The organism is Enterobacter pseudoroggenkampii (assembly GCF_026420145.1).
GTDB lineage: Bacteria > Pseudomonadota > Gammaproteobacteria > Enterobacterales > Enterobacteriaceae > Enterobacter > Enterobacter pseudoroggenkampii.
This window is the reverse complement of the sequence record NZ_JAPMLV010000001.1, coordinates 729,857-754,153: the sequence shown is the minus strand read 5'-3', so window position 1 is coordinate 754,153 and position 24,297 is coordinate 729,857. Positions and strand designations below refer to the sequence as shown.

Annotated in this window: 25 protein-coding genes and 2 tRNA genes; 17 read left to right on the top strand and 10 right to left on the bottom strand. The window is 54.4% G+C overall.

Annotation, left to right across the window (positions count from 1 at the left end; all coding sequences use genetic code 11):
* Nucleotides 1-62: 62 nt before the first annotated feature.
* Together OTG14_RS03580 and cobO are read left to right on the top strand one after the other, a co-directional pair.
* On the top strand, nt 63-1,715 hold the full coding sequence (locus OTG14_RS03580) for a class I fumarate hydratase (protein WP_267214588.1): 1,653 nt from the start codon (nt 63-65) through the stop codon (nt 1,713-1,715).
* Between the two features lie 9 nt (nt 1,716-1,724).
* Nucleotides 1,725-2,327 carry a cob(I)yrinic acid a,c-diamide adenosyltransferase gene (gene cobO, locus OTG14_RS03575; RefSeq protein WP_024907741.1) on the top strand — a complete coding sequence of 201 codons (603 nt, stop codon included), beginning with the start codon at nt 1,725-1,727 and terminating at the stop codon, nt 2,325-2,327.
* A 47-nt stretch (nt 2,328-2,374) separates the two neighbouring features.
* On the opposite strand, the gene OTG14_RS03570 is transcribed toward cobO, so the two are convergent.
* Both OTG14_RS03570 and OTG14_RS03565 read right to left on the bottom strand, forming a co-directional pair.
* The gene (locus tag OTG14_RS03570) at nt 2,375-3,280 is read right to left on the bottom strand and encodes a LysR substrate-binding domain-containing protein (RefSeq protein ID WP_048989940.1); all 906 of its coding nucleotides are present in this window, start codon (nt 3,278-3,280) and stop codon (nt 2,375-2,377) included.
* A 463-nt stretch (nt 3,281-3,743) separates the two neighbouring features.
* Nucleotides 3,744-3,831, bottom strand: a tRNA-Ser gene (locus OTG14_RS03565).
* Nucleotides 3,832-4,108: 277 nt separating this feature from the next.
* Between OTG14_RS03565 and OTG14_RS03560 the strand changes: the two genes are divergently transcribed.
* From OTG14_RS03560 to OTG14_RS03540, 5 genes are all read left to right on the top strand, one after another.
* Nucleotides 4,109-5,245, top strand: coding sequence for a D-alanyl-lipoteichoic acid biosynthesis protein DltD (locus tag OTG14_RS03560; RefSeq protein ID WP_267215187.1), 1,137 nt, complete (start codon nt 4,109-4,111; stop codon nt 5,243-5,245).
* 128 nt (nt 5,246-5,373) lie between these two features.
* Nucleotides 5,374-6,492: an MBOAT family O-acyltransferase gene (locus OTG14_RS03555; protein WP_208763905.1), complete on the top strand. Its 1,119-nt coding sequence runs from the start codon at nt 5,374-5,376 to the stop codon at nt 6,490-6,492.
* Entirely contained in the window at nt 6,489-7,922 is a 1,434-nt protein-coding gene (locus OTG14_RS03550) for an AMP-binding protein (protein ID WP_024907745.1), read from the top strand. The genes OTG14_RS03555 and OTG14_RS03550 overlap by 4 nt, the downstream gene beginning before the upstream one ends.
* A 17-nt stretch (nt 7,923-7,939) precedes the next feature.
* Entirely contained in the window at nt 7,940-8,158 is a 219-nt protein-coding gene (locus OTG14_RS03545; protein ID WP_008499867.1) for an acyl carrier protein, read from the top strand.
* A 155-nt stretch (nt 8,159-8,313) separates the two neighbouring features.
* On the top strand, nt 8,314-9,150 hold the full coding sequence (locus OTG14_RS03540; protein ID WP_024907746.1) for an alpha/beta fold hydrolase: 837 nt from the start codon (nt 8,314-8,316) through the stop codon (nt 9,148-9,150).
* Nucleotides 9,151-9,256: 106 nt separating this feature from the next.
* Here OTG14_RS03540 and OTG14_RS03535 read toward each other — a convergent pair whose 3' ends face one another.
* Complete coding sequence (locus OTG14_RS03535; protein WP_021240841.1) at nt 9,257-9,514, bottom strand: YjhX family toxin; 258 nt, start codon at nt 9,512-9,514, stop codon at nt 9,257-9,259.
* Between the two features lie 314 nt (nt 9,515-9,828).
* Here OTG14_RS03535 and OTG14_RS03530 point away from each other — a divergent pair, with 314 nt between their 5' ends.
* Nucleotides 9,829-10,233: a GNAT family N-acetyltransferase gene (locus tag OTG14_RS03530; protein WP_024907748.1), complete on the top strand. Its 405-nt coding sequence runs from the start codon at nt 9,829-9,831 to the stop codon at nt 10,231-10,233.
* Nucleotides 10,234-10,298: 65 nt separating this feature from the next.
* On the opposite strand, the gene OTG14_RS03525 is transcribed toward OTG14_RS03530, so the two are convergent.
* A tRNA-Ser gene (locus OTG14_RS03525) sits at nt 10,299-10,386 on the bottom strand.
* A 130-nt stretch (nt 10,387-10,516) separates the two neighbouring features.
* Nucleotides 10,517-12,145 carry an ABC transporter substrate-binding protein gene (locus OTG14_RS03520; protein ID WP_061715616.1) on the bottom strand — a complete coding sequence of 543 codons (1,629 nt, stop codon included), beginning with the start codon at nt 12,143-12,145 and terminating at the stop codon, nt 10,517-10,519.
* Nucleotides 12,146-12,414: 269 nt separating this feature from the next.
* Here OTG14_RS03520 and yccA point away from each other — a divergent pair, with 269 nt between their 5' ends.
* Nucleotides 12,415-13,074, top strand: coding sequence for an FtsH protease modulator YccA (gene yccA / locus OTG14_RS03515; protein WP_023335168.1), 660 nt, complete (start codon nt 12,415-12,417; stop codon nt 13,072-13,074).
* A 53-nt stretch (nt 13,075-13,127) separates the two neighbouring features.
* Here yccA and OTG14_RS03510 read toward each other — a convergent pair whose 3' ends face one another.
* Together OTG14_RS03510 and OTG14_RS03505 are read right to left on the bottom strand one after the other, a co-directional pair.
* Nucleotides 13,128-13,604 (bottom strand): hypothetical protein, encoded by a 477-nt coding sequence (locus OTG14_RS03510; protein ID WP_048991046.1) that lies wholly within the window; start codon nt 13,602-13,604, stop codon nt 13,128-13,130.
* The gene (locus OTG14_RS03505) at nt 13,601-14,356 is read right to left on the bottom strand and encodes a winged helix-turn-helix domain-containing protein (protein ID WP_048991044.1); all 756 of its coding nucleotides are present in this window, start codon (nt 14,354-14,356) and stop codon (nt 13,601-13,603) included. Before OTG14_RS03505 ends, OTG14_RS03510 begins: the two co-directional genes overlap by 4 nt.
* A 309-nt stretch (nt 14,357-14,665) precedes the next feature.
* On the opposite strand from OTG14_RS03505, the gene OTG14_RS03500 reads away from it, so the two are divergent.
* The 6 genes from OTG14_RS03500 (at nt 14,666) to tusE (ending at nt 20,899) form a co-directional block, all read left to right on the top strand.
* On the top strand, nt 14,666-15,409 hold the full coding sequence (locus tag OTG14_RS03500; protein WP_248273068.1) for a fimbrial protein: 744 nt from the start codon (nt 14,666-14,668) through the stop codon (nt 15,407-15,409).
* 74 nt (nt 15,410-15,483) lie between these two features.
* Nucleotides 15,484-15,990, top strand: a complete 507-nt coding sequence (locus OTG14_RS03495) for a CS1 type fimbrial major subunit (RefSeq protein ID WP_061715619.1) — start codon at nt 15,484-15,486, stop codon at nt 15,988-15,990.
* 72 nt (nt 15,991-16,062) lie between these two features.
* Nucleotides 16,063-18,780 carry a TcfC E-set like domain-containing protein gene (locus OTG14_RS03490; protein WP_267214587.1) on the top strand — a complete coding sequence of 906 codons (2,718 nt, stop codon included), beginning with the start codon at nt 16,063-16,065 and terminating at the stop codon, nt 18,778-18,780.
* Between the two features lies 1 nt (nt 18,781).
* Entirely contained in the window at nt 18,782-19,939 is a 1,158-nt protein-coding gene (locus OTG14_RS03485; protein WP_267214586.1) for a CfaE/CblD family pilus tip adhesin, read from the top strand.
* A gap of 10 nt (nt 19,940-19,949) precedes the next feature.
* Nucleotides 19,950-20,501, top strand: coding sequence for a LuxR C-terminal-related transcriptional regulator (locus tag OTG14_RS03480; RefSeq protein ID WP_267214585.1), 552 nt, complete (start codon nt 19,950-19,952; stop codon nt 20,499-20,501).
* 68 nt (nt 20,502-20,569) lie between these two features.
* Nucleotides 20,570-20,899 carry a sulfurtransferase TusE gene (gene tusE, locus OTG14_RS03475; RefSeq protein ID WP_008499913.1) on the top strand — a complete coding sequence of 110 codons (330 nt, stop codon included), beginning with the start codon at nt 20,570-20,572 and terminating at the stop codon, nt 20,897-20,899.
* On the opposite strand, the gene yccX is transcribed toward tusE, so the two are convergent.
* From yccX to OTG14_RS03460, 3 genes are read right to left on the bottom strand one after another with little or no spacing between them, the layout of a single operon-like run.
* Entirely contained in the window at nt 20,896-21,177 is a 282-nt protein-coding gene (gene yccX, locus OTG14_RS03470; RefSeq protein WP_024907755.1) for an acylphosphatase, read from the bottom strand. The two genes, tusE and yccX, sit on opposite strands and share 4 nt — an antisense overlap.
* A gap of 11 nt (nt 21,178-21,188) precedes the next feature.
* A complete protein-coding gene (locus tag OTG14_RS03465; protein ID WP_267214584.1) occupies nt 21,189-21,977 on the bottom strand; it encodes a helix-turn-helix domain-containing protein in 789 nt (262 codons plus the stop codon).
* A 10-nt stretch (nt 21,978-21,987) separates the two neighbouring features.
* Nucleotides 21,988-22,545, bottom strand: a complete 558-nt coding sequence (locus tag OTG14_RS03460) for a kinase inhibitor (protein ID WP_061715622.1) — start codon at nt 22,543-22,545, stop codon at nt 21,988-21,990.
* Nucleotides 22,546-22,719: 174 nt separating this feature from the next.
* Between OTG14_RS03460 and rlmI the strand changes: the two genes are divergently transcribed.
* Together rlmI and hspQ are read left to right on the top strand one after the other, a co-directional pair.
* Nucleotides 22,720-23,910 (top strand): 23S rRNA (cytosine(1962)-C(5))-methyltransferase RlmI, encoded by a 1,191-nt coding sequence (gene rlmI, locus OTG14_RS03455; RefSeq protein WP_061715623.1) that lies wholly within the window; start codon nt 22,720-22,722, stop codon nt 23,908-23,910.
* Between the two features lie 60 nt (nt 23,911-23,970).
* A complete protein-coding gene (hspQ, locus tag OTG14_RS03450; RefSeq protein WP_008499919.1) occupies nt 23,971-24,288 on the top strand; it encodes a heat shock protein HspQ in 318 nt (105 codons plus the stop codon).
* Nucleotides 24,289-24,297: the final 9 nt, after the last annotated feature.

Sequence of the window (24,297 nt, the reverse complement as noted above, 5' to 3'; positions counted from 1 at the left end):
GTCAGCCGGGCGCGGCAGCTGCGCCAGCGCCCGGCAAAAACAACCACAAAGTGAGAAGTACTATGTCTAAACCATTTGTCTGGCAGGAACTGTTTGTTCAGAGTAACGATACGACGGAATATGAACTCCTCAGCACACAGCACGTTACGGTGACGGAGTTAGAGGGCGAGGAGGTCATTAAGGTGGCGCCTGAGGCATTGACCCTGTTGGCACAGCAGGCCTTTTATGAAGCCTCATTTTTCCTGCGCGCCGGACATTTAACGCAGATAGCCAGCATCCTGCATGACCCGCAGGCCAGCAGTAACGATAAGTATGTCGCCCTGCAGCTGCTGCGCAACGCCGAAGTGTCGGCAAAAGGCGTCCTGCCAAACTGTCAGGATACCGGCACGGCCACCGTTGTGGCGAGCAAAGGCCAGCACGTCTGGACCGGCGGTGATGATGCCGAAGCGCTGAGCAAAGGGATTTATACCACCTTTAGCGAGTGTAACCTGCGCTACTCGCAAAACGCACCGCTGGACATGTATACCGAGGTTAATACCCAAACCAACCTGCCGGCGCAGATAGACATCAGCGCGACGCCGGGGAGCGAATATCGCTTCCTGTTTGTCAATAAAGGCGGCGGATCGGCTAACAAAGCCGCGCTGTTCCAGGAAACGAAATCGATTCTGCAGCCGGAGAAGCTCACCGCGTTCCTGATCGAGAAGATGAAGTCGCTCGGTACCGCGGCCTGTCCACCGTATCACATTGCCTTTGTGGTCGGCGGCCTCTCTGCCGACCAGGCGCTGAAGGTGGCGAAGCTGGCCTCAACAAAATATTATGACAACCTGCCCACCAGCGGGAACGAGCTGGGCCAGGCGTTCCGCGATACGGCGCTGGAAGCCACGCTGCTCAACGCCAGCCGCGAATTCGGCATCGGTGCCCAGTTTGGCGGCAAGTATTTCGCGCACGATATTCGCGTCATCCGCCTGCCGCGTCACGGCGGTTCCTGCCCTGTCGCCATGGCGCTCTCCTGCTCCGCCGACCGCAATATCAAAGCGAAAATCAACAAGCACGGTATCTGGCTGGAGAAGCTGGAACATAATCCAGGGAAATACATCCCCGACGCCAGCCGTGAGGAACACGACGTCCGAACCGTACAGATCAACCTGAACCGCCAGCTGCGCGAGATCCTGCGTGATATGTCTGCCCTGCCGATCGGCACCCGGCTGTCGTTAAGCGGTCCGATCGTGGTCGCACGCGATATTGTTCACGCAAAAATCAAAGCCCGGCTGGATAATGGCGAGCCGATGCCGGAGTACATGAAAAACCATATCGTCTATTACGCCGGTCCGGCGAAAACACCGGAGAATCAGGCCTGCGGCTCCCTCGGTCCGACCACCGGCGGGCGCATGGACGGCTACGTCGATGCTTTCCAGGCCGCAGGCGGAAGCCTGATCATGCTTTCCAAGGGCAACCGCAGCCAGCAGGTTACCGATGCCTGCCATAAGCACGGCGGCTTCAACCTCGGCAGCATCGGCGGTGCGGCGGCGCTGCTGGCGCAGCAGTATGTGAAAAGCCTGCGCTGCCTTGAGTATCCCGAACTGGGCATGGAGGCGGTATGGATGATGGAGGTCGAGAATCTGCCCGCCTTTGTGCTGGTTGACGACAAAGGGAATAATTTCTTCAGCCAGTTTGAGCAGCAGCATCGCTGTGCATCCTGCCCTGCCGGACATTAAGGAGCCACTATGGAAGCGCGAGCTAACGCAGAAAAACACCGCCAACGACAGCAAAAGCGCAAAGAGCAGGTTGATATCCGCGTGGCGGCGGCAACAGAGAAGAAAGGCATTCTGATCGTCTTCACCGGCAACGGAAAAGGCAAGTCCACCGCCGCCTTCGGTACGGCGACGCGTGCCGTCGGCCACGGTAAAACCGTTGGCGTCGCGCAGTTTATTAAAGGCCAGTGGGATAATGGTGAATACAACACCCTGCATCCGCTCGGCGTCGAGTTTCACATTATGGGCACCGGCTTTACCTGGGAGACACAAAACCGGGAGACGGATATTCAGGCCGCAGCGGCGGTGTGGCAGGAGAGCAAGCGCATGCTGGCTGACCCGAGCTACGACCTGGTGGTTCTGGATGAGCTCACCTATATGCTGGCTTATCACTATCTGGATACTCAGGAGGTGATCGCGGCAGTTGAGAACCGTCCGGTGCAGCAGACTGTGATCGTCACCGGACGCGGCTGTCACTCGCAGTTACTGGCGCTTGCCGACACGGTCAGCGAAATGCGCCCGGTAAAACACGCATTTGACAGCGGTATTCAGGCGCAGGAGGGCATTGACTGGTAAGCATGTCGGTACCGGATGGCGCGCCGCACTGCCGCCATCCGATGTTATTACGCGGCCGGCGATACCACTGATTTTTGTAATAGCCACTCGCGGAAGGTTTGTAACGGCAGGGACTGAGCCTTTTCCTCCCGCCACGTCATGATGAAGCGGTTGCCGGTGCGGATAGGAACATCACAGGGGATCACCATCTCGCCGCAGTCCAGGTCATGCTGGATGGCGAAGCGGGGAAGCAGCGCGACCCCAAGATTCGATCGTACTGCGGCAATCAGCATCGAGAGGAGGTCAAAACGCGGGCCAAGATTCACGTCCGGACTGGTAATACCGGACAGCGCAAACCACTCCTGCCAGCCATTGATGCGAGTGCTTTGGTGTAACAGCGGAAACTCACTGAGCAGCTCCTCAACCCCCAGCTTCTGCTCCGCGCTGGGGAGCAAGCTTCGGCTGCAGACCGGCAGGATCTCCTCTTCAAATAAATAATCGACTTCCGACCACGGGGGACAAAAATCGGCGCGCATAATAGCCGCATCGTATTCACGATTTAAAAAATCGCCGATATTGGCCAGCGAGTGAATGTTAACAATAATATCAGGATTTAATTTATTAAACTCCCATAAATTAGGGATCAGCCAATGCGTACTGAAGGTGGGATTTACCGCCAGCTCCACAACCTGAACGGCAGGCTGCCAGGACATTATCATATTTGTATCGCGTTCCAGCTTATTAAGCGTCTCTTTGACGATATTCAAATAATGCTTGCCTGCTGCATTCAGAAAAATCCGCTTTTTGGCATGATTGAATAATGAGGTGTGTAAAAACTCCTCCAGGGCCGTCACCTGTCTGAACACTGCACTCTGCGTTAACGCCAGCTCTTCTGCCGCGCGGGTATAGCTTTCGTGACGCGCCACAACTTCGAACGTCACCAGCAGCTCGCTCTTGGGGATTTTTCCTCTCATCATGTCTTCCATTCATGGTGGGTAACAGTAATTTTTTGAAGCGAATAAACCCTGCTTCAGAACGATACCGCCATTATATTTTAGTTATGCTCTGTCGGCAGTGATCCACACCATGATTTAATCAGTTTTGCGCGTCAGGCCAAACTACTTGCAGAAAATGAAATGAAACATGAAAGATTATTAAGAACCTGTTCTCTTTTGTGCCTCGTGTAATGGAGACAGCGTCTTATTATATGAAAAATCATATGGCCATTAAAAACAGGAATAGCATAGGGCTGGACGTTAAAAAATATAAAACAAAACGTTGTGCTAAAAATAGAACAGGGTTCTGTGTACGTCTTTTGATCAGCGGCGCACCCGCGTGACGGATGCCAGAGCACCGTTCCAGCGCCTCTTCAGCACGCAAGCAGAAACCGGCTCAAAACAAAAAACCCAGATCGCATAACGATCTGGGTTTCGAATTTGGCGGAAGCGTAGAGATTCGAACTCTAGAACCCTTTCGGGTCGCCGGTTTTCAAGACCGGTGCCTTCAACCGCTCGGCCACGCTTCCAAAGTGAGGCGCACTATAAACATCTATTAGCGCCTTGTAAAGCAGGAATTTTTCTATTTTTAGCCACCGGCGTTTGACTGCGCAAAAATCACCCAGGCGCTTACCGCGCATCGGTCTCTGCTCCCTTGTACATACCGTTACACAGCAACGCTCATCCTTTTAAATCGCTCTGGTATAGAATGCCACAAAAATAGACGGCCATTTGTTGTGTAATTGTTATAAATCTGAGTACCGACAGATTTTAGAAATTACTGCCATGCAGTGTTACTGGTTGATGATGAAAATCAAAAATACGCTTTGCTTACATATCCTGATGGCGACTCTGGCCATTTTGTTCCTGTGTGTTCACCCGCTGGTGACGAGCTTCGATCCGCCCCTCACCTTCCAGCCGCTGATTAAATCAATGGAGGGCACGCCGAAAGAACAAGCGGAAAAAATTGCGACTATTTCCCATGCCTTACAAGGTAATGCGATTTTCTTCATTGGCGCGTCTGAGGTTGCCACCTCAGAAGATGAACATTACGCTGTATATAATTACTTTAATAAGCAATTACACACACCCGTTGTGGCGTATGGCGATGCGTTTGTCGATGACGAAACGCAGTTTTTACTGTTCTCGCGTTTTAAAAATAGCCTTAACGCAAACAGTAAAGTTGTTTTACTTCTGGCACCTGACAGCTTTTACTCAAAAGGGCTGCCACCGGCTATCTACGCCGATAATTTCCCCGGTTCTATTTTTAATCCGCTGATGAAGGACCCGCAGGCGCGCCCGCTGCTGGTTAATTATTTAAAGCATATTAATAGTAAAGAGATAAGCCATTTAACCTTTGGTCAAATGCGCGTCTTTGGCTGGCACCCCGATCTGATGTGGGACGAGCTGAGCTTCCAGTTTGCGAACGTCTGCACAATGATAAAAAACGACTGGCTGGCGCTGCTCAACGTCACGCCCCAGACGGTACAGCCGTGGCCGCAGCAGCCCACCACCCACATTACCCCTGACTGGGATAAAGAGCTGGCGAATGCGCGCGAGTTAAATAAAAAACGCCAGCAGAGCGCGGCCACGCTGTGGATGGACAAAACGATTTACGAAGAGGACGGTAAGCCGCAACAGTGGGATGACACGCCGGTCGTGCCTGCGCAAATCGCTGCGTTCAGTAAAACCGTCCAGCTGCTGAAGGAACGTCACGTGCAGGTAATTGCTATCGTCGACCCGGTTAACCCCTGGGCGCTTTACAATACCGATACCTTCCGCCCGGTTGATAAGCAAATTAAAACCATTCTGGAAAAGAACCAGATCCCTTATTTAGATATGTACGCCATGCCTTATCAGAATGGCTGGAACTGGGATCGTTTGCACCCTTCCGAACTGGCCTGGGTTCCTATGATTCGCTTTATTGCACAGAGCTTTAAATAATGAAAATCGCGATCCGTCTTTTTTTCCTTTATCTCCTGCTCGCGATCACTATCGTCGCGTGGACCTCTGTCGATGACAGCATGAGTATGCAGCTGCATTTTGAATATCAAAAGTTCTGAGGCCGAATGATGTATAGCTCAGGAATGTTTTTTGTCTATTTGTTTTCATCCGCTCTGGTGTTTGCGCTGGTCAATCGCGTATTACGTCATCGCCTGACTTATTTATCGGCCTTATCTGTCCTGGCTGCATTAGGCTGGGGCTATATTTTTCAGGGTGATTACCGTGTTCCCGCGGTCGTTTTTATCAGTTTTTACCTTGTCGCCGCGTTAAAAGAAAAAGGATGGTTAAAAACCTGGCAAGCTATTGTATTAACGCTGCTTCCTTTATTTTTAGTGAAATTGCACGTTAATCATCATCTCGGCATGATCGGCCTCTCTTTTATGACGTTCCGCGCAGTGGACGTGCTGCTCTATCGCAGTAAAAAAGAAGGCCAGAATTTCCTGCACTATTTCTGCTATCTGTTTATGCCCTTTATCATCCTGGCAGGCCCGATGTACCGCTGGCGGACATGGATGAGTGACGTCAGCAAGCCCGTGTTTGCCCTTAACCGTGAACAGTTTTTGGTCGCGTTAGAGCAAATCGTTACCGGCATTATCCAGAAGTTCCTGTTTGCCATGCTGGTTGATTCACTTGTCGTGCAGCCCTGGAGCCATAAGCCGTTTACGCTGACCGTGGGCGTGGTGATGTCGATTGCCTACAGCGCCTACCTCTACTTTGATTTTGCGGGCTACAGCAATATGGCCATCGGTGCGGGCCGCCTGTTTGGGTTGAACATTCCGGCAAACTTCAATATGCCCCTTCTGGCAAAGAACCCGCAGGACTTCTGGCGCCGCTTCCACATCAGTTTGTCTGAATGGCTGCGCGATGTGGTCTTTATGCCCGTCTATATGAACCTGATGAAGTTCAACTTTTTCCGTCAGAACAAAACGCTGGCGCAAAATATCGGTATTTTTTGCACCCTGTTCTGCATGGGGGCATGGAATGGCCTGGAACGCCATTACGTCATCAGCGGCGCGCTGTTTGGCGCGATTTCCGTTACTCATAACATGCTGCTGTGGTCAGCCAAGCGCAGCCCGGCATTGCACCGCGGTTTGCAGTATCCGGCCGTTGCGTTTTTAGGGAGAATTCTGACGCTGGGAAGCGCCGCGGGATCCCTTTACATCTTTAGTGGAATGTCACCTCTATGAAAAATCACTCCGATCTTCAGGAACTGCAGGATTTCTTACGTGCGGCATTATGCGATCCCGCCTCCCCGCAGCAACTGGCCATCAGCGGCAGCGACGAAGCCTTAAGCTGGCTACAGCTTTCTGCTGCCGTGACGGACTGGGCACAGCGCTATCAGCGTTGCCAGCCTGTTGCCGGTACGCCGGTCGTCTTGTACGGACACCAGCAGGCCGAGTTCGCCGTGGCGATTTATAGCTGTCTGCTGCACAACATTCCGTACATCCCGGTGGACTGCATCTACCCACAGGAGCGCCTGCGGGAGATCTGCCATCTGGCCAATGCCCCTTACTATTACGACGTCGCGACCCGGCAGTTCATCGCCACGGGTGAACCAGGCAAGGTGCTGGAGGAGCAGGATCTGGCCTATATCATGTTTACCTCAGGCAGCACCGGCAAGCCTAAAGGGGTGCAGATTGGGCGTGAAAGCGTATGGCACTTCATGAAATGGGTCAGCCAGGACTTTTCGCTGCCGGAAAAACCGGTGCTGATGAACCACGCGGTGTTCAGTTTTGACCTCTCCCTGATCCCTTTGCTGGCGAATCTGGCGATGGGCGGACACATTGTGCTGAACGCCAAAGACGATATTCAGAAAGAGAACTGGCTGGAGCGACTGAAAAGTAATGCGGTCTCCGCCTGGGTTTCCACCCCCTCTTTTGCATACCAGCAGCTGCTTTCCCCGCAGTTCAACAGCGAGTATTTGCCTGCGCTCAACGTCTTTATCTTCATTGGTGAAGTGTTAAATAAGGCGCTGGTTAAACAGCTCCGCCGCCGTTTCCCGCAGGCCAAAATCATCAACTCCTATGGCCCAACGGAAGCGACCATCGCGACGACCGTGGTTGAAATCACGGATGAGATCCTGAACAGCGACAGCGCCGTGCTGCCGGTGGGGGTCATGATGCCTGAGAGCAGAATGGAAATTTCCTCTGAGGGCGAGCTGATTATCTGGGGTAAAAACGTCATGCGCGGCTACCTCGGCCTGCCGCAGGAGAATGCAGAAAAATTACTCCGTCGGGAAAATGAAGCATTTCGCGGCTACCGGACAGGCGATCTGGGCTATGAAGCGGGGCTTATCTATTGCCAGGGCCGCAACGATAGCCAGGTCAAACTGAATGGCTACCGTATTGAAATCAATGAGATTGAAAACCGCCTTCTGGCCATGTCCGGCATCAATGAAGCGGTGGTTCTGCCGCTGATGAAATCCTGCGGCAGCGTGCTGCGCATTGCCGCGTTCTGCGTGACGGATATGGCGCCGGATACCATCAAAACGTCGCTGTCGAAGGTGGTCCCGCACTATATGGTGCCTTCACAAATTATCGTAAAAGACGCTTTGCCGCTGAATCCTAACGGCAAAATTGACCGCAAGCTGCTGGACGCTTACGCCCGCACAAATTAATGACTCCAGGAAAAATTATGGAACAAGAAATTCTCGCCCTGTTCGAAAAAGTGTTATCCCGTAAGGTGGGCTTTCACGATGAACTGATTGAATCCGACATTCTCGACTCCATCCTGGCAGTCGATATGGTGCTGGAAGTGCAGGACGTTTATGGCTGCATGATCCCGCCAACTGACGTGGCGACGGTGCTGAAAACCCCGGCGGACCTGGCCCGTTATATTGAAGAAAACCGCTAAACGCCCCTGCTGTTAATCCTGTCCTGAAGGCTCTGGCGCATCGCGCCAGAGCCCAGACGCAAAATGAATATCCATCACCGGAATTAAACCAACCGCTTTTGTGATTTCTCCTACACTTTAGGGGTCGTGTTGTTCTTAACAGAGGAGTCTGCGGTATGGCATTCGTAACCACGAAAGACGGCGTCAATATTTACTACAAAGACTGGGGCCCAAAAGAGGCCCAGCCCATTGTCTTCCACCACGGCTGGCCGTTGAGTGCCGATGACTGGGATAACCAGATGCTCTTCTTCCTTGCAGAAGGCTATCGCGTTATCGCTATCGATCGCCGCGGACATGGACGATCGGACCAGGTGAGTGAAGGCCACGATATGGATCATTATGCGGCCGATGCGTCAGCCGTGGTTGAAAGCCTGGATCTGCGTAATGCCGTGCACGTCGGTCACTCCACCGGCGGCGGCCAGGTCGCCCGCTATGTTGCGCGGTATGGCCAACCGCAGGGGCGCGTCGCCAAAGCAGTGCTCGTCAGCGCCGTTCCCCCTCTGATGGTAAAAACCGAAACTAACCCCGGCGGCACGCCCATTGAGGTTTTCGACGGCTTCCGCAAAGCGCTGGCGGCTAACCGCGCCCAGTTTTACCTCGACGTTGCCAGCGGTCCGTTCTACGGCTTTAATCGCGATGGCGCGGACGTTTCGCAGGGGACGATCCAGAACTGGTGGCGTCAGGGGATGATCGGGAGCGCTAAGGCCCACTACGAGGGGATTAAGGCGTTTTCAGAGACCGACCAGACGGAAGATTTAAAAACCATCACGGTGCCCGTTCTGGTGTTGCAGGGCGATGACGATCAGGTCGTGCCGTATAAAAATGCTGCCCTGCTGCAGGACAAGCTGCTGGCGAACAGCGTACTGAAAATTTATCCGGGCTTCCCGCACGGGATGCATACCACCCATGCGGATACCATCAACGCGGACATTCTGGCTTTTATTCGCTCATAACGCCGCGTTTCTTGCCGGGTGGCGCTGCGCTTACCCGGCCTACATTCCGCCACGATATCCCGTTCAATGCATCAACGCCACCCGAGGGTGGCGTTGTTTATTCTGCTCAGCGATTATCCAGCTGGGCGCGAACGTTGTTCAGACCGGTGGTGTTGATGCGGTAAGGCTGCCCGTTCACGGAACGGATCAGCTTTTTGGTGCGGAGTTTTTTAAAGACGCTGAGCGTGCAGTCGCTCAGCACCAGCCCTTCGCGGGTGTAGCACTCAACGGACGTGACGCGGCCAGAACTGTCGCGGACGTGCACAATACGTCCACCTTTGGCGAGAACGTGTAAGGTACGTTGTTCCTGACGGGATAAATTCATACTGGAAAACCTGTGTAATCATCATGCGTAAAAACGAGCCCACACCCGCAGGTGCGTGCGTAAGGTTTAAGCGCAGCGATAACCAGTCCGTCCTGAAAAGGGCGGGAAGCTGATTATCTGATGAAAACATTCTCCAGCATCAAAGCCTCGGTAAGAGATGAAAAGGTATTTACGGGGTGAATGATAACGCGAGTTTTTTACAGGAGAATAGCGGGAAGTTAAAAGTGTGAACGGGATCGGTCCGTAAAATCGTCTTTCGTCAATTTTACTGCCAGACTGAAACCCTTTACTGAACACCGACTGGAGCTCCTCTTATGCCTGATAACTATACCGTGGTTGAAACCGTCCCCACTGCAGAAGCGTTTTGCCGGCTGCGCGAAATCTCGGGTCTTAGCCCTCGCCCGCTGGAAGCGGCACAAAAAGCGCTGCCCGGCAGCTGCTATGGCATGCATATAGTGTTTCAGGGAAAACCGGTCGGTATGGGGCGCATCGTGGGGGATGGTGCGTTGAATTTTGATATTGTCGACGTCGCGGTTGATCCGCTTCATCAGGGGAAAGGGCTGGGCAGAATCATTATGGAAACGCTTGTTGCCTGGCTGGATAACCACGCCTGTAAAGGAGCGTACGTTTGCTTAATGGCCGATGTTCCTGAGCTTTATGCAAAATTTGGTTTTACGCTCGTTCGCCCGGCAAGCGAAGGGATGGCCAGAGTCTGGTGAAGGGCAAATCCGCGTTAAGACAAAAAGAAAAACCCCAGGTTAACGAGTAACCTGGGGTTTATATCTGGCGGAAGCGCAGAGATTCGAACTCTGGAACCCTTTCGGGTCGCCGGTTTTCAAGACCGGTGCCTTCAACCGCTCGGCCACACTTCCTAAGTGAGGCGAACTATAAACACCTCACCGCGTGCTGTAAAGAGTGGTGGCACTCGTTCGCTGTAAAAATAGTCAAAACGTGTTTAATCGGTTGAACTGACGACACATCGACGATTTTATCAGCACAGGCTTAGTGTTTTTTGATGTACATGTCTTTCGTGTAATAGTACCCGAGCTTATCCGGCGTAAATCCACCGACCCACGGTTTAACCAGGTGCGTGCGGACATAGTGATAAACCGGAATGGCAGGCACATCACGACCCAGCAGATCTTCCGCCTGCTGGTAGTACTTACCCCGCTCTTCCGCAGTTTTGGCTTTTGCGGCATTGAGCAGCGCCTGGTCGTATTCCGGATTGCTGTACTGACTGGTGTTTTCGCTGTCCCCGGTGCGGAAGTTGTTCAGGAAGGTCGCCGCATCGTCGTAATCGGCAATCCACGCGTACCGCACCGCATCAAAATTGTGGGTGTGCATGGTATCCAGCATGGTTTTCCACTCCTGATTTTGCAGCTTCGCGTCCACGCCGAGGTTTTTCTTCCACATGGAGCTGGCCGCAATCGCGATGCGCTGGTGCGATTCAGAGGTGTTATAGAGCAGGTTGAAGCTCAGAGGATGGCTGGCATTATATCCGGCCTCGTTCAGCAGCTTTTTCGCCTCCGCGATGCGCTTGTCCAGAGGCCAACTGGCGTAATCCGGGTTCTGGAGCTTAACGCCGCCAATATCCGGCTGGCTGATGAGCCACGCCGGGCGCTGCCCCTGCCCTAATACTTTTCCGGCAATGATGTCTTTATCGAGCGCCATGTTCAGCGCCTTGCGCACGCGGGCGTCGTTGAACGGCGGACGGGTGGTATTGAATTCGTAGTAATAGGTCGCAAGCTGAGGTGAAACGTCCAACTGGCTGCCCAGGGTTTTCTTGAGCTGGGCAAACTGGTTAATCGGCACCGTGTAGACAATGTCAATTTCGCCCGCTTTATAGCGGTTCACATCCGAGGCCTCGGACGTGATGGGCAGGTAGGTGACCTTGTTAATCACAGTGTGCGCGTTATCCCAGTAGCGCGGGTTACGCTCCGCCACGATGCGTTCGTTAACCACCCACTGGGACAGCTTATACGCCCCGCTGCTGACGAAATGTTCCGGCTTGGTCCACTTGTCGCCAAAGCGGCCAATCAGCACTTTATCCACCGGCACCAGCGACGGGTGCGCCAGCATGGCCAGGAATGCCGCATTAGGCTGCGTCAATGTGACTTCCAGCGTGGTGTCGTTTATCGCTTTCACGCCCAGCGTATCGGGGGCTTTTTTCCCCTGCGCAATATCCGCACCATTCACAATGTGCATGTTGCCTGGATAGCTGGCATACGGAGAAGCGGTTTTAGGATCAACCAGACGCTGCCAGCTCCAGACCACATCCTCTGCGGTAATCGCCGTGCCGTCGCTCCAGGTGATGCCCGGGCGCAGATGGAACGTCCAGACGGTGTTGTCCTTGTTCTCCCATTTTTCCGCCAGTCGGGGCTGGACTTCTCCTGCAGGAGAGACGCTGACCAGCCCTTCGAATAAATCACTGATAATATTGAATTCGACATCGCTTTCGACTTTATGCGGGTCGAGCGAAGCCGGTTCACTGCCATTGTTTCTGACCAGCTCCTGTTTATCGGCTAGCGCGGTTCCTGCCGGCACGTTAGCCGCCCAGGCAGCCGTGCTGGCGCACAGGATCCCTGCGGTTAACAAAGAGAGCGTAAAGTTCGTGCGTGTTTGTGGTTTCATTTCCTTCGCCTTATTGTCTGTTTTATGACGATCCGGAAATAACTCTTAGCGTTCGAATGGTAATAACGCAATATTTTTCAGTAACCTATAAGAGCTTGATCTGGTAAATTGTCGCAAACCGCTATTCATACTGGTGAAACGCACTTCTGCAGAAGAAATAACCACCTCCAGCGCTAACGTGCTGAGTAAAGATGGGTAAAACCACTTTGAGACTGGCGCCCCGTTTCCTATTCTTTCCGCTAATTACATCTGTCATAAGAGAGTGACTCATGGATCGTATAATTACTTCTTCGCGCGACCGCACATCGCTACTCAGTACCCACAAGGTGCTGCGCAATACCTATTTCATGCTTAGCCTGACTCTGGCGTTTTCGGCGATCACCGCCACCGCCAGCACCGTGCTGATGCTGCCGTCTCCGGGGCTGATCCTGACCCTGGTGGGCATGTATGGTCTGATGTTCCTGACCTACAAAACCGCTGACAAACCGGTCGGTATTCTGTCCGCGTTTGCCTTCACCGGCTTCCTGGGCTACATCCTGGGGCCGATGCTGAACGCGTATCTGTCTGCCGGTATGGGCGATCTTATCGGCATGGCGCTGGGCGGTACCGCGCTGGTGTTCTTCTGCTGCTCGGCCTACGTGCTGACCACGCGTAAGGACATGTCCTTCCTCGGCGGTATGCTGATGGCGGGTGTGGTAGTTGTGCTGGTGGGTATGGTGGCAAACATCTTCCTGCAGCTGCCTGCCCTGCATCTGGCGATCAGCGCCGTGTTTATTCTGATTTCTTCTGGCGCGATCCTGTTTGAAACCAGCAACATCATTCGCGGCGGTGAGACGAACTATATCCGCGCCACCGTGAGCCTCTATGTGTCGCTGTACAACATCTTCGTCAGCCTGTTGAGCATCCTGGGCTTCGCCAGTCGGGATTAAGCACAACGGATATGAAAAAGGAGAATGCCCCGGCATTCTCCTTTTTTTATGCCCTACTCACCCCGGCAAATATAGGTCGGATAGCGCCGGTCCTGAATCAGCCACACGGAAGGCGAGAGTTCAGAGATCGTGAGGTAGTAGCGTGCAGTCGGACTGGCAAAGCTCCCCCACTGGGCGTCAGGCGTATTGTCGTTGTGTCGACGCCAGGTTTCGGTGTAGCTCAATACAATGACGTTATCATCGTCCCGCTGCTGCCAGGTAAAGTCCACGTCCCTGTCAACGATCAGATTTTGCCCGTCAGCCCTTGCCGCGCCTTTATAGGTGGTCACTCCGGTACCGTCCCGATGAAAATAGAACTGGGCAACGGTATTGACCTTCACTTCGCTGGTTTTTCCCTCATTGCGCGTAAAGTTAAATTCGGTGCTACAGGCCAGCACATCCTTTTTAAACACACAGCCGGAATAGTAAAACAGCGCCAGGGCACTGCCGACCAACACACCACCCAGACCAAAGAGAAGTTTTATTTTCATTTTTGGGCCCCGCTTTTATAACGGATGGTTTTACACAGGCTGGATTTACTGACCGGGCAGGCGCCAATGAACACCTCATCTGCGGCGGCAATAGAAAAACGGGCGCTGAAATAATAAATGTCGTACTCCTCACGTTCGCACGCCACGTTATTGGCCGCCAGCTGCGCCGCTAATTTCGATAACACCAGCGGTCTTCCGTGATCGTTGATAATCCAGAGACGACAACGCGCGATTTTCTCCTTAACCGGCATGAGTTTCGCCGGGACGAATATCCCCTGCTGCCGGCTAAAGTAGAAGCTCGCCCCCAATGCAGCAATAATCAATATGGCCGGAATCCCCCACCTTTTCAGGGAAGCGCGCTGAGGCTTTTCCACTTGCGGTGCAGACGGAGGCTGCGGCTCAGCGGGTTGAATACTCTCTCCGGGCTGAAAAATCACATCGGCCTCAAAACGAAACCCATAACGAGGTACGGTTACGATAAATTCGTACCCCTCTCCCAGTGCCTGGAAGCTTTTACGTAATTCGCTCACCGCTTTATTGAGATTATTTCCCGATGGCGTAAAGCCAAACTCCTCCCACACGCGGGTAATCAATTCCTCCCGACTCAGGTCATGCCCTTTGTGTTTAATAAATTCCTGTAAAAGGCGAACGGCGGGTGCCGAAAGCGTTAATACAGATTCCGGTTGTCCAACAAGACTTATTGCATGTGCTTCAGGATCAAATAACAACGAATTATTGCATATAAAAAACATCTTTTATTCTCGGCTGTTACCGCATGCTTTTTAATCCCTGGTACATCGACATGAAAACCCTCTCCTGACTTGCTTATTTTCTCATCAGAAGGAATTTTCTCCCCATCCCTGGTCGCGGTATTTTCGCTTAACTATACAACCTTAAAGCCAGAAAATCAGGATAAAAAACTGTATATAACGAGTTAATTAATACAAATTTTCACAAACCGCTGTTCTGGTTAAAGTTTCCCTGCCCTGAAGCGATACGAAAGCAGACGGTGTCCTGGTGTTAACGCGCCGCCTTTAAACTCAGAGCAGGCAGACTTGATTGTGAAACAGAAAAAAAGAGTGAGCGTCACAACCGCCCTTTATGTCGCCGCGCTGTCACTGCCATTTTTCCCGGAAATGGCACTGGCCAATATGAGCGTGTATCCCATGGAACTTAACGTAGATAAGTCCGGTGCGGCGCAAATTAAGGTGGCGTCAAAAACGGATGATATTCAGTTCATTCGGGTGAGGCAAAAGAAAATTCTTAATCCCGGCACGGCCCTGGAAAAAGAAATTGATGTGGCGTCGTGGAAAGAGGGTGGCGTTGTTGTCACGCCGGAAAAATTCGCCCTTGCGGCAGGCGCAATGCGCGTGGTTCGCCTGGTATCGCTTACGCCCCCGGAAAAAGAGACGACCTGGCGCGTCTATTTTGAAGGGGTCAAGCAGCCTGACAGCATTATTGCGGGCAAAGCAGAAAGCCCTGCTGCGACGGCAAGGCTGGGCGTCAATGTGATCTGGGGTGCCCTGATCCATCTCGCACCGAAAAAAAGCGTGGTTGCGCTGTCAATTGACCCTCAGAGGGGAACGTTAAAAAACAGCGGCACGTTGCGCGTGCCGCTCAGAGAGATCGGTATTTGTGATGCGGATTCGTCGTGCAGATGGATTAAAGAAGACGCGACGATTTATCCGGACACCGAACGGAAATTAAAAACGCTCGCGAAGGTACAAGGCCAGAAATATAAATTCCGCTACTTCAACTGGCTGAATAAAACCGCTGAAGAAGCTGATTTACCCGTCGTGCAATAACACGACGTTACCGTAAAGACCCAAAGGGTTTGTTTAAAGAGCCAGGGTGCTCATTTGTAAATATGGAGATATCAATGCGTAAGTATTTTAAACCTCTGATGATTGTTGCCGCGATGACCACGTCCGTTAGCGCGCTGGCGATTCAAAAAGATATTACCGTCAACGCCAGCGTTGATTCACAGCTGGATATGACCCAGGCCGATAACACACCGCTGCCGGCAAGCATCGATATGCAGTACCTGCCTGGCCGTGGCCTGGAAAGCTACCGCCTGAATACCAAGGTGTGGTCTAACTCCGCGACCAGCAACGTAAAAGTCCGTCTGGTTAGCGCCGCGAAGCTGGCGAATGCTGACGGTGCTGAGACCATCCCAATGACGGTGATTCTGGGTGATAAAACCCTCTCTACCGCAGATGTGGAATATACAGGCGCCGAACTGTTCCCGGGGAGCATTGAAAACGGTTCAGCGGTACTGCCGCTGACCATTTCCCAGACCACCAAAGGCATTCTGAAAACCGGTCAGTACAGCGGCGTTGTCAGCCTGATGCTGACGCAGGCGACGACCACGGAAGGCGGTGCGTAACACCACTGCACCTAAGGAATAACGTCAGAGGGTGCTCACCCTCTGACGTCAGGATGATGTCGAGGCTCGTTCATGGCGTTTCACAGAAATACCCTCCTCTTTGTTGCTTTGTTACCCGCTTCCATCCAACTCGCCTGCGCCGGAATGGCCGTCCCGCCAGGTTTTGAAGATCTGGCGAAGACGCAGCGCCTGTGGACAGAGGTGAACCTCTATGGCGAGGCGCTTGGCCTTTTTGAAACGGATATCACGCTTGAAACGGTCAGCTTTGTCGCACCTGAAACCGTGGTAGCGGCCATCAAACGCCGGTTTAATGACGACCCATCGCTTGTTGCCACCGTGTCTGCCGCTCTGGCCGTTCCGCTTGCCCGTAACGGCAACCTGGCCTGCAGCAGCAACGGCTCCGCAGCGGGCTGTGATTACATCGATACCGACCGCGCGGCCATTATTTATGACGAGAATAACGCCCGCATTAACCTGTTCCTGGACAAGAAATTTCTGCCTAAGCAGACGGCAGAGAATCAATGGTATCAGCCTACTCAGGGCACCGAAAATGCGCTGATCCATCAGCAAAACATTAACTTCGTTGCCGACAGGGATTATCAGTCGGCAACCGTGCAGGGCAACGGCGCGCTGGCGCTCACGCAGGACGGCTATGCGAATCTCGACTGGACCTGGCTGGGGCAGCGTTCACGGCAGAAGCAGCTGCAGGAGGTCACCGTCAACAACGCCTGGTTTCGCCAGGATATCCTGCGTCAGTACTATGTTCAGCTGGGCGAGATGGATACCCGCGATCTGTTCAGCAACGCCGGTGGGAATATCAACCTCAGCCAGCTGCCGCTGGGCAAAATTCGCGGCCTGCGCACGGGTTCAACAAGGGCATGGATGAACCCGGTTCAGCAGTCGAAGGGAACCCCAGTGACCGTGCTGCTTTCCCATGACGCGCGTATCGACGCCCGCCGGGGCAATCAGCTGCTGGCGAGCTTTTATCTGAATGCCGGGGCGCAAACCCTGGACACGCGTTCGTTCCCGGACGGGAGCTACACCGTGACGCTCTCCATCTATGAAAATAACCGGCTGACGCGCACCGAGCAGGTGCCGTTTACCCGAACCGGCATTACGCCATTCGACCGCGTCGAGTGGTTCCTGCAGGCGGGCGAAACCGATAATAGCGATCAAAACGAAGAACGCCGCGCGGTTGCGCAGGCGGGCGTTCGTCTGCCCGTGACCCCGACGCTGGCGCTGACCAGCGGCGCAACGTTCAAGAAAAACCAGCGTTTCCTAGAAAATGCGATCGACTGGAGCCGGGGCTTCAACGCGGGCCCGATCGATGGCGTGCTGAGTACCCGGTTTAGCTACCTCTACGGCAGCGAAGGTCAGCGCGGCAATATTCAGCAAATCAGCTACAACGACGGTTTTTCTTTGAGCGTCTATCGCAACGCGTTATCCGCTGAAAACTGCACCACCCAAAGCGCGGGATTTGACGCCGTGAACGGCTGTTATCGCACCCTCTCGGTGATGTTCTCCGTCCCGGTCGGCGCCTGGTATGCGAGCCTGGGGTATTCGGATAACCGCAACGAAGGCCGGTACGTTTCACGCCGTGAGCTCCCGGACAGCGACGATCGCCACGATGCGGGTCTGCCGTGGGAATCGGTCTATATGACCCGCACGCGCACGCGGGCCTGGCAGGGAGGCCTGAGCAACGCCTTCAGTACCCATGGCCTGAACATTAACAGCAGCATTAACCTGTTTATGCGTAACGATGACTCCCGCGACGGCAGGGATAAAGGCGGCTACCTGAGCGTGAGCCTGTCCATGGCGCATAACCGTCAGGGTGATGCGTCAAGCTACACCTCTCTGGGCGCGACATGGCAGCACCAGCAGCGTGAAAAAAACCAGCTGAGCTACAGCGTGGCGCATAACTGGTATGCCGATGCGCGCGGGGAAAATGAGTATGGCCTGAGCGCGTCGGGCATTAACAGCGACTCGCTGAATACCTCAGCCTATACGCGCCAGGGCGGACGATATGGCAACGGAAGCCTGACGGTCAGCGATGCCTGGGATCGACAGGATCGGCGCCATACGCTGAGCAGCAGCGGTAACTACAGCTCAACGCTCGCGCTGTCCCGTTCTGGCCTGTGGCTGGGCCGCTGGAGCGACGGTCGCCCTGCTTCCGCCGTCGCGGTGAATGTAGCCACGCCGGAAGATGCTCAGGATCCGCGCGTCGCCGTATCGCTGGATAATAGCGGCAGTGCAGACATTCCGGGCAATAGCCGCGCCCTCTTCGCGGTACCGGGCTATCAGCAGACGACGTTGACGATTAACGAATCGCTGGACGTCTCCCGGGGAGCCAGCAGTGAAATCACGCAAGGATCGGGCAGCAGAACGCTGTTTATGGTGCCAGGCAAACTGCTGCGCCGGGACGTGCAAACTACCGCAAGCTACACCTGGCTTGGCCAGTTAACCGACGAGCGCCATTCGCCGTTTATCGGCGGCGTGCCGCTGAACGTGAACGGCTGGAGCGACCTTGGCAATGGCGGGTTTAGCGCGCAAAGCGACGCCCTGCTGCATAACCTCTACCTGGTGCGTCAGCAGCAATTTTATCAGTGCGCGCTGAACGTGAAGAGCATGCGCGACGTCGTGCGTTACGTCGGTTCGATTCCCTGTAAGGAATTAACCTTCTCCGCCCTGCCGGATGCAGTCCAGCAGCAGGCGCAGCTGATGCTGGCCGGACGGTCGGTCCCTGCTGGCCCGACTGCCATGAATACCGATAGCCTCACTAAAGGGAAATGATGTGATTAAACGCCTCTTTATTTTACTGCTGTTAAGCCTGTGGGCCGGCCAGACGCTGGCGGGCGCCCCCGCGGGACGTAACTCCAGCGTTGGGATCAGCTTCGATCGTATGGCACCGCCTGCGCGTTTTGACATCTGGTTTCATGAATCGGGCGGTTATGACCCCGCCGATCCGCAAAAGTGGGGGCGTAATACCCTGACCTGTGAGTCCCGGACTGACACCACGAACGGCGCCTGCATGAACGCCCCGGTCTGGTTCTCGGCGAACCCGGCCGCGCCTTATGCCATCAACTTGCGTTTTACGCATGCCCTCACCAGCAAGACGGTGGATATCAAGGTGTATGGCGATCATTACATGTTTATCAATAACAGAGTGTTTACTTTCGCCAGCTTCGTGACTGGAGGAACTGTCGACCTCCCAGCGTGGAACAGAGAGCCTTACTTCGATTTCTACATCGTAAAAAGCGAACTGGATAAGCTCACCCTGCCGGGGATCTGGACCGCCACGCTGAAGCAGAACCTGCGCCAGTGGGGAAGCGCCGACTGCGGCGGGAACTTCAATGACGTGAATGTCGGCTGTCCGGGCTATCTCACCATCGCCAAATGGCAGGCCAATATTCGCATTGAGGTGGTCGACCCGGGAAACCAGCAGATTTATCTGCCGGCCTTTCCGCACTCCACGCCCATCGTTAACCTCAACCTGACCAACTTCCCGGGGCGCCCCGGGGGCAGCGAGATCCAGGGGGAAAACACGCTGGATATGTGCCTGTACGACGGCAAAAACAGTACCAGCACCCGCGCCTATCTTCGCTTTGAGGACGACGGACTCCCCTCAGCGGACCGTGCCGAAGGCGCATTTTCTATCCGGCGGCGCGGAGGAAGCCAGACCGACGCGCGGGATCGACTCGACTATCGGGTCTCCGTCACTAATCCCATCACAGGCGCAACCGAAACCGTCGCGAACGGTAAAACCCTGGTCTGGCAAGGTACCCACGATCCGCAGTATCTGCGCCAGGTCGTGTTGCCCGGCGGGCGCGAGAGCGTACTGTGCATTCCTGCACCTATTATCCTGAAAACCCCTGCGTTTGCCGCCAGCAGCAAAAACGCGGGTGACTACACCGGCACGCTGCGCGTTATCTATACGCCCAGCACGTTATAACGAGGTCACCGTGAGTTACGCCATTCTCGACAATAATCGATTTTACGCCGAAGGACTGCGCTATGCGCTGCTGCGTCGGGGCGTCCAGCCAGAGGTCATAAGCGATACCGTACAATGGCAGCCAACGCTGCTTACCCGCCGCGTGGTGGTCGTCCGCTGCCGTTTTTCCGTGGCGGCGACGCATCAGGCGCTGATCAACATTTTGCTCAGGCTTGAAGCCGCCCGCTGGAAAGGCAGCCTTTATCTGGTCTGCAACGAAAAGGGGTGGGCGCTGGCGACGCATTTACGCAAGCGTTTCAGTACGTTAACTATTTATATCATCGACGACCGGATCGCCGTTGCCGATGCGGCGTATTTGCTGGCAAAAGAGCCCCGCCGCGTTCGAAGCCTGGACTGTTGCCTGACCGTTCCTGAATTCAACGTACTCGATCTGATGCTGACCGGGTTGCCGGTCCGCCACATTGCCATCGTGACGCACATGTCGGAGAAACAGGTTTCAACCCATAAATGCAACGCGCTGAAGAAGCTCAATGCCAACAACCTGCTTCAGCTGCTCCTGTAGGTCACGGTTTATCCTGAGCCCGCTTTTTTGCTACACTGTCGCCGATTTTTCACCTACGACAGAAGATTATGTTCATTTTTGCAGGCCAGGAAATTGAGACCGATAGCGAAGGCTATCTGAAAGATACGACGCTCTGGAGCGAACCGCTGGCGGAGAAAATTGCGGAAAACGAAGGGATTACCCTCTCCCCCGAACACTGGGAGGTGGTGCGTTTTGTCCGCGAGTTTTACCTTGAATTCAACACCTCTCCGGCCATCCGCATGCTGGTCAAGGCGATGGCCAATAAGTTCGGTGAAGAGAAAGGCAACAGCCGCTATCTCTATCGTCTGTTCCCGAAAGGCCCGGCAAAACAGGCCACCAAAATTGCCGGCCTGCCAAAACCGGTGAAGTGCATTTAGTAGCGAATACCGAAGTTCATATATTCCCGCCCGGGCTGATGCGGTTCTGTTAAGACCTTATCAACCCGTGCGCTGCGCGGCCCACCCGCTTTCAGCCACGCCACCAGCTTGTCGACCTGCTCCGCTTCGCCGCAGGCGACCACCTCAACGCTGCCGTCGTCCATGTTTCGCGCGTATCCCGTTAGCCCAAGCTGAACGGCCTCGCGCTGAGTGCTGTAGCGGAACCCCACGCCCTGAACAACGCCGTGAACCCAGGCAATGGTGCAGACTTTAGACATTCTTTTTCTCCTTAACGTAGCGTTTTCGGCAAACAGCCGTAGTGCTGCCGGAAACGGGCGGTGAAACGAGAGCTGGAAAGATACCCACATTGTAATGCGATTTCGCCAATCGGTAATCGGGTTGACTGTAGCTGTGACAGCGCAACGCCCATCCTCACCTCCTCCACAATCTGGCGAAAACTCTGTGACTCCTCGCGTAACCGCCTGCGCAGCGTCGGCACGCTTAATGCGAGACGGCTGGCGACATCCTGCGCGGTCCAGGCTCTGGCGGGCGACAGCATGATGAACTGTCGCACCTGCTCGGTCAGGTTATTGTTTCGCTCAATAAGCAGCGGACCTGCCACGCCGTCATGCAGCAATGCCAGCAACAGACCGAAGGCCTGATGTTTTTGCAGCGCCTCCGGTAAATCCTGACGCACGGCGTGCAGCAGGTTATCCCACATAAACGCCAGCCCCTCGCTCAGCGGCGCGCAGAGCGAATGCAACGTCGTGCGCGGCCAGGATTTCAGGTAATGCGCTTTAAACTCGGCAACGATCTCCGGAGATAACATGAGCAAGTCCGAGCGAAACATGCCGTTCGCGGGCTGATTGATAATCTCCATCACCGTATTGGCAGGGATAATGATGAGTTGATCCCGTGTCGCCTCCAGGCGGTTATCGTCCTGAACAATCACCTTACTGCCGTGAGTGATATGACAAATAGCCGGAAAGAAGAGTTTAACCTGGTGCAGGCGATGCATTTTGCTGGCAGTCACTTCACCCGCAGTAAGATGTTTATGTCGAAAATGGAACTCCTGCACCCTGTCATCCTTATCTGCTGTAGGTTGCTGTTAACTGAGCCTTTGCCAGAGTGTGACTATTAATCATAAAACCGACCAGCGCGCCGCTGGCATTTTTGTCGACGGGCAGTGTATCCACGTCCAGCGCCCAGACGGTCACCTGATAGCGGTGAGGCTTGTCCCCGGCAGGTGGACATGCGCCGCCGAATCCAGAATAGCCGAAATCATTGCGCCCCTGCACCACGCCGGCAGGTAATTTCTCGCCGTTCGGGTTACCGGCATCAGCGGGCAGCGTCATTGTATTCGCCGGTATATTGGCTACGGTCCAGTGCCACCAGCCGCTGCCGGTGGGCGCATCAGGGTCATAGACCGTAACGGCAAAACTTTTTGTACCGGCGGGCGGATTTTTCCATGCCAGCTGGGGAGAGGTATTCCCACCATGGCAGCCAAATCCCTCAAATACCTGCTGCTGCGCCAACCGCCGATCGCCGGAAATATCCCGGCTGGTCATGCTGAAAGACGTTGCTGCGAAAACCTGAAAACTCATTGCCGTCAGAGCGGCTATTGTGATGACACTGCGCTTTTTCATGGGTGCTTCCTCTGCTGAACTGGAGGCCCTACTGTAAAGCCTGCTGCAATCCCGTAATGTGCCTAAGCGATTTGATTTTGTGCCGAAACGCTCAACGGCATCCGCAGATGATTGCGCCTTGCTGAATGTGGTAATCTACGCGCCATTTCCCTGAAATCGACAGAACAGCAAATTATGAGTGTACGTTTAGTGTTAGCCAAAGGGCGCGAGAAATCATTACTGCGCCGTCATCCCTGGGTCTTTTCCGGCGCGGTTGCCCGTATGGAAGGCAAAGCCAGCCTCGGTGAAACCATTGATATCGTTGACCATCAGGGGAAATGGTTAGCGCGAGGCGCTTACTCGCCAGCGTCCCAGATCCGCGCGCGCGTCTGGACGTTCGATAAAGACGAAACCATCGACATCGACTTCTTTGTGCGTCGTCTGCAGCAGGCGCAGCAGTGGCGCGACTGGCTGGCAAAACGCGACGGGCTGGACAGCTACCGTCTGATTGCCGGTGAGTCCGACGGCCTGCCGGGCGTGACCATCGATCGCTTTGGTAACTTCCTTGTCCTGCAGCTCCTGAGCGCCGGAGCGGAATACCAGCGTGCCGCGCTGATTAGCGCGCTGCAAACGCTGTTCCCGCAGTGCGCCATTTACGACCGCAGCGATGTGGCGGTGCGCAAAAAAGAGGGCATGGAGCTGACGCAGGGTCCGGTCACGGGTGAACTGCCGCCTGCCCTGCTGCCGATTGAAGAGCACGGCATGAAGCTGCTGGTGGATATTCAGGGCGGGCACAAAACGGGTTACTACCTCGACCAGCGCGACAGCCGTCTGGCTACGCGTCAGTACGTTGCCGACAAACGCGTGCTGAACTGCTTCTCCTATACCGGTGGTTTCGCCGTTTCGGCACTGATGGGCGGCTGTGCCCAGGTGGTCAGCGTGGACACCTCACAGGAAGCACTCGACGTGGCAAAACAGAACGTCGAGCTGAATAAGCTGGATCTGAGCAAAGCGGAGTTTGTGCGTGATGATGTCTTCAAGCTGCTGCGTAAATATCGCGATCAGGGCGAAAAGTTCGACGTCATCGTGATGGATCCACCCAAGTTTGTGGAAAACAAAAGCCAGCTGATGGGCGCGTGCCGTGGGTATAAAGATATCAACATGCTGGCTATCCAGCTGCTGAACCCGGGCGGGGTTCTGCTCACCTTCTCTTGCTCAGGCCTGATGACCACAGATTTATTTCAGAAAATCATCGCCGATGCCGCAATAGATGCTGGCCGTGATGTACAATTTATAGAGCAGTTCCGTCAGGCAGCCGATCACCCCGTGATTGCTACCTACCCGGAAGGACTGTATCTGAAAGGGTTTGCCTGTCGCGTCATGTAACTTGAAAAGAGAAATATTGCCCGCACATAACGTGTAAGTCGTATTTCCCGGGAGGTGACTATGATTGCCAGCAAATTCGGTATCGGCCAGCAGGTCCGCCACACTTTGCTCGGGTATTTGGGTGTGGTCGTGGATATCGACCCGGAGTATTCCCTTGATGAACCGTCAGCAGACGAGCTGGCGGTGAATGCAGAGCTTCGCGCCGCGCCCTGGTACCATGTGGTGATGGAAGGTGATGATGGACAACCCGTTCACACCTATCTTGCTGAAGCGCAGCTGAGCAGCGAGCTGCAGGAAGAGCATCCGGAGCAACCCACTATGGATGAACTTGCTCAGACTATCCGCAAACAGTTACAGGCTCCGCGCCTGCGGAACTAAGCGTGTAAA

Excerpts from the sequence above, each read along its gene's own strand:
- OTG14_RS03580 (WP_267214588.1), top strand. The coding sequence starts at position 63 with ATGTCTAAACCATTTGTCTGGCAGGAACTGTTTGTTCAGAGTAACGAT.
- cobO (WP_024907741.1), top strand. The coding sequence starts at position 1,725 with ATGGAAGCGCGAGCTAACGCAGAAAAACACCGCCAACGACAGCAAAAG.
- OTG14_RS03570 (WP_048989940.1), bottom strand. The coding sequence starts at position 3,280 with ATGAGAGGAAAAATCCCCAAGAGCGAGCTGCTGGTGACGTTCGAAGTT.
- OTG14_RS03560 (WP_267215187.1), top strand. The coding sequence starts at position 4,109 with ATGAAAATCAAAAATACGCTTTGCTTACATATCCTGATGGCGACTCTG.
- OTG14_RS03555 (WP_208763905.1), top strand. The coding sequence starts at position 5,374 with ATGTATAGCTCAGGAATGTTTTTTGTCTATTTGTTTTCATCCGCTCTG.
- OTG14_RS03550 (WP_024907745.1), top strand. The coding sequence starts at position 6,489 with ATGAAAAATCACTCCGATCTTCAGGAACTGCAGGATTTCTTACGTGCG.
- OTG14_RS03545 (WP_008499867.1), top strand. The coding sequence starts at position 7,940 with ATGGAACAAGAAATTCTCGCCCTGTTCGAAAAAGTGTTATCCCGTAAG.
- OTG14_RS03540 (WP_024907746.1), top strand. The coding sequence starts at position 8,314 with ATGGCATTCGTAACCACGAAAGACGGCGTCAATATTTACTACAAAGAC.
- OTG14_RS03535 (WP_021240841.1), bottom strand. The coding sequence starts at position 9,514 with ATGAATTTATCCCGTCAGGAACAACGTACCTTACACGTTCTCGCCAAA.
- OTG14_RS03530 (WP_024907748.1), top strand. The coding sequence starts at position 9,829 with ATGCCTGATAACTATACCGTGGTTGAAACCGTCCCCACTGCAGAAGCG.
- OTG14_RS03520 (WP_061715616.1), bottom strand. The coding sequence starts at position 12,145 with ATGAAACCACAAACACGCACGAACTTTACGCTCTCTTTGTTAACCGCA.
- yccA (WP_023335168.1), top strand. The coding sequence starts at position 12,415 with ATGGATCGTATAATTACTTCTTCGCGCGACCGCACATCGCTACTCAGT.
- OTG14_RS03510 (WP_048991046.1), bottom strand. The coding sequence starts at position 13,604 with ATGAAAATAAAACTTCTCTTTGGTCTGGGTGGTGTGTTGGTCGGCAGT.
- OTG14_RS03505 (WP_048991044.1), bottom strand. The coding sequence starts at position 14,356 with ATGTTTTTTATATGCAATAATTCGTTGTTATTTGATCCTGAAGCACAT.
- OTG14_RS03495 (WP_061715619.1), top strand. The coding sequence starts at position 15,484 with ATGCGTAAGTATTTTAAACCTCTGATGATTGTTGCCGCGATGACCACG.
- OTG14_RS03490 (WP_267214587.1), top strand. The coding sequence starts at position 16,063 with ATGGCGTTTCACAGAAATACCCTCCTCTTTGTTGCTTTGTTACCCGCT.
- tusE (WP_008499913.1), top strand. The coding sequence starts at position 20,570 with ATGTTCATTTTTGCAGGCCAGGAAATTGAGACCGATAGCGAAGGCTAT.
- yccX (WP_024907755.1), bottom strand. The coding sequence starts at position 21,177 with ATGTCTAAAGTCTGCACCATTGCCTGGGTTCACGGCGTTGTTCAGGGC.
- OTG14_RS03460 (WP_061715622.1), bottom strand. The coding sequence starts at position 22,545 with ATGAAAAAGCGCAGTGTCATCACAATAGCCGCTCTGACGGCAATGAGT.
- rlmI (WP_061715623.1), top strand. The coding sequence starts at position 22,720 with ATGAGTGTACGTTTAGTGTTAGCCAAAGGGCGCGAGAAATCATTACTG.
- hspQ (WP_008499919.1), top strand. The coding sequence starts at position 23,971 with ATGATTGCCAGCAAATTCGGTATCGGCCAGCAGGTCCGCCACACTTTG.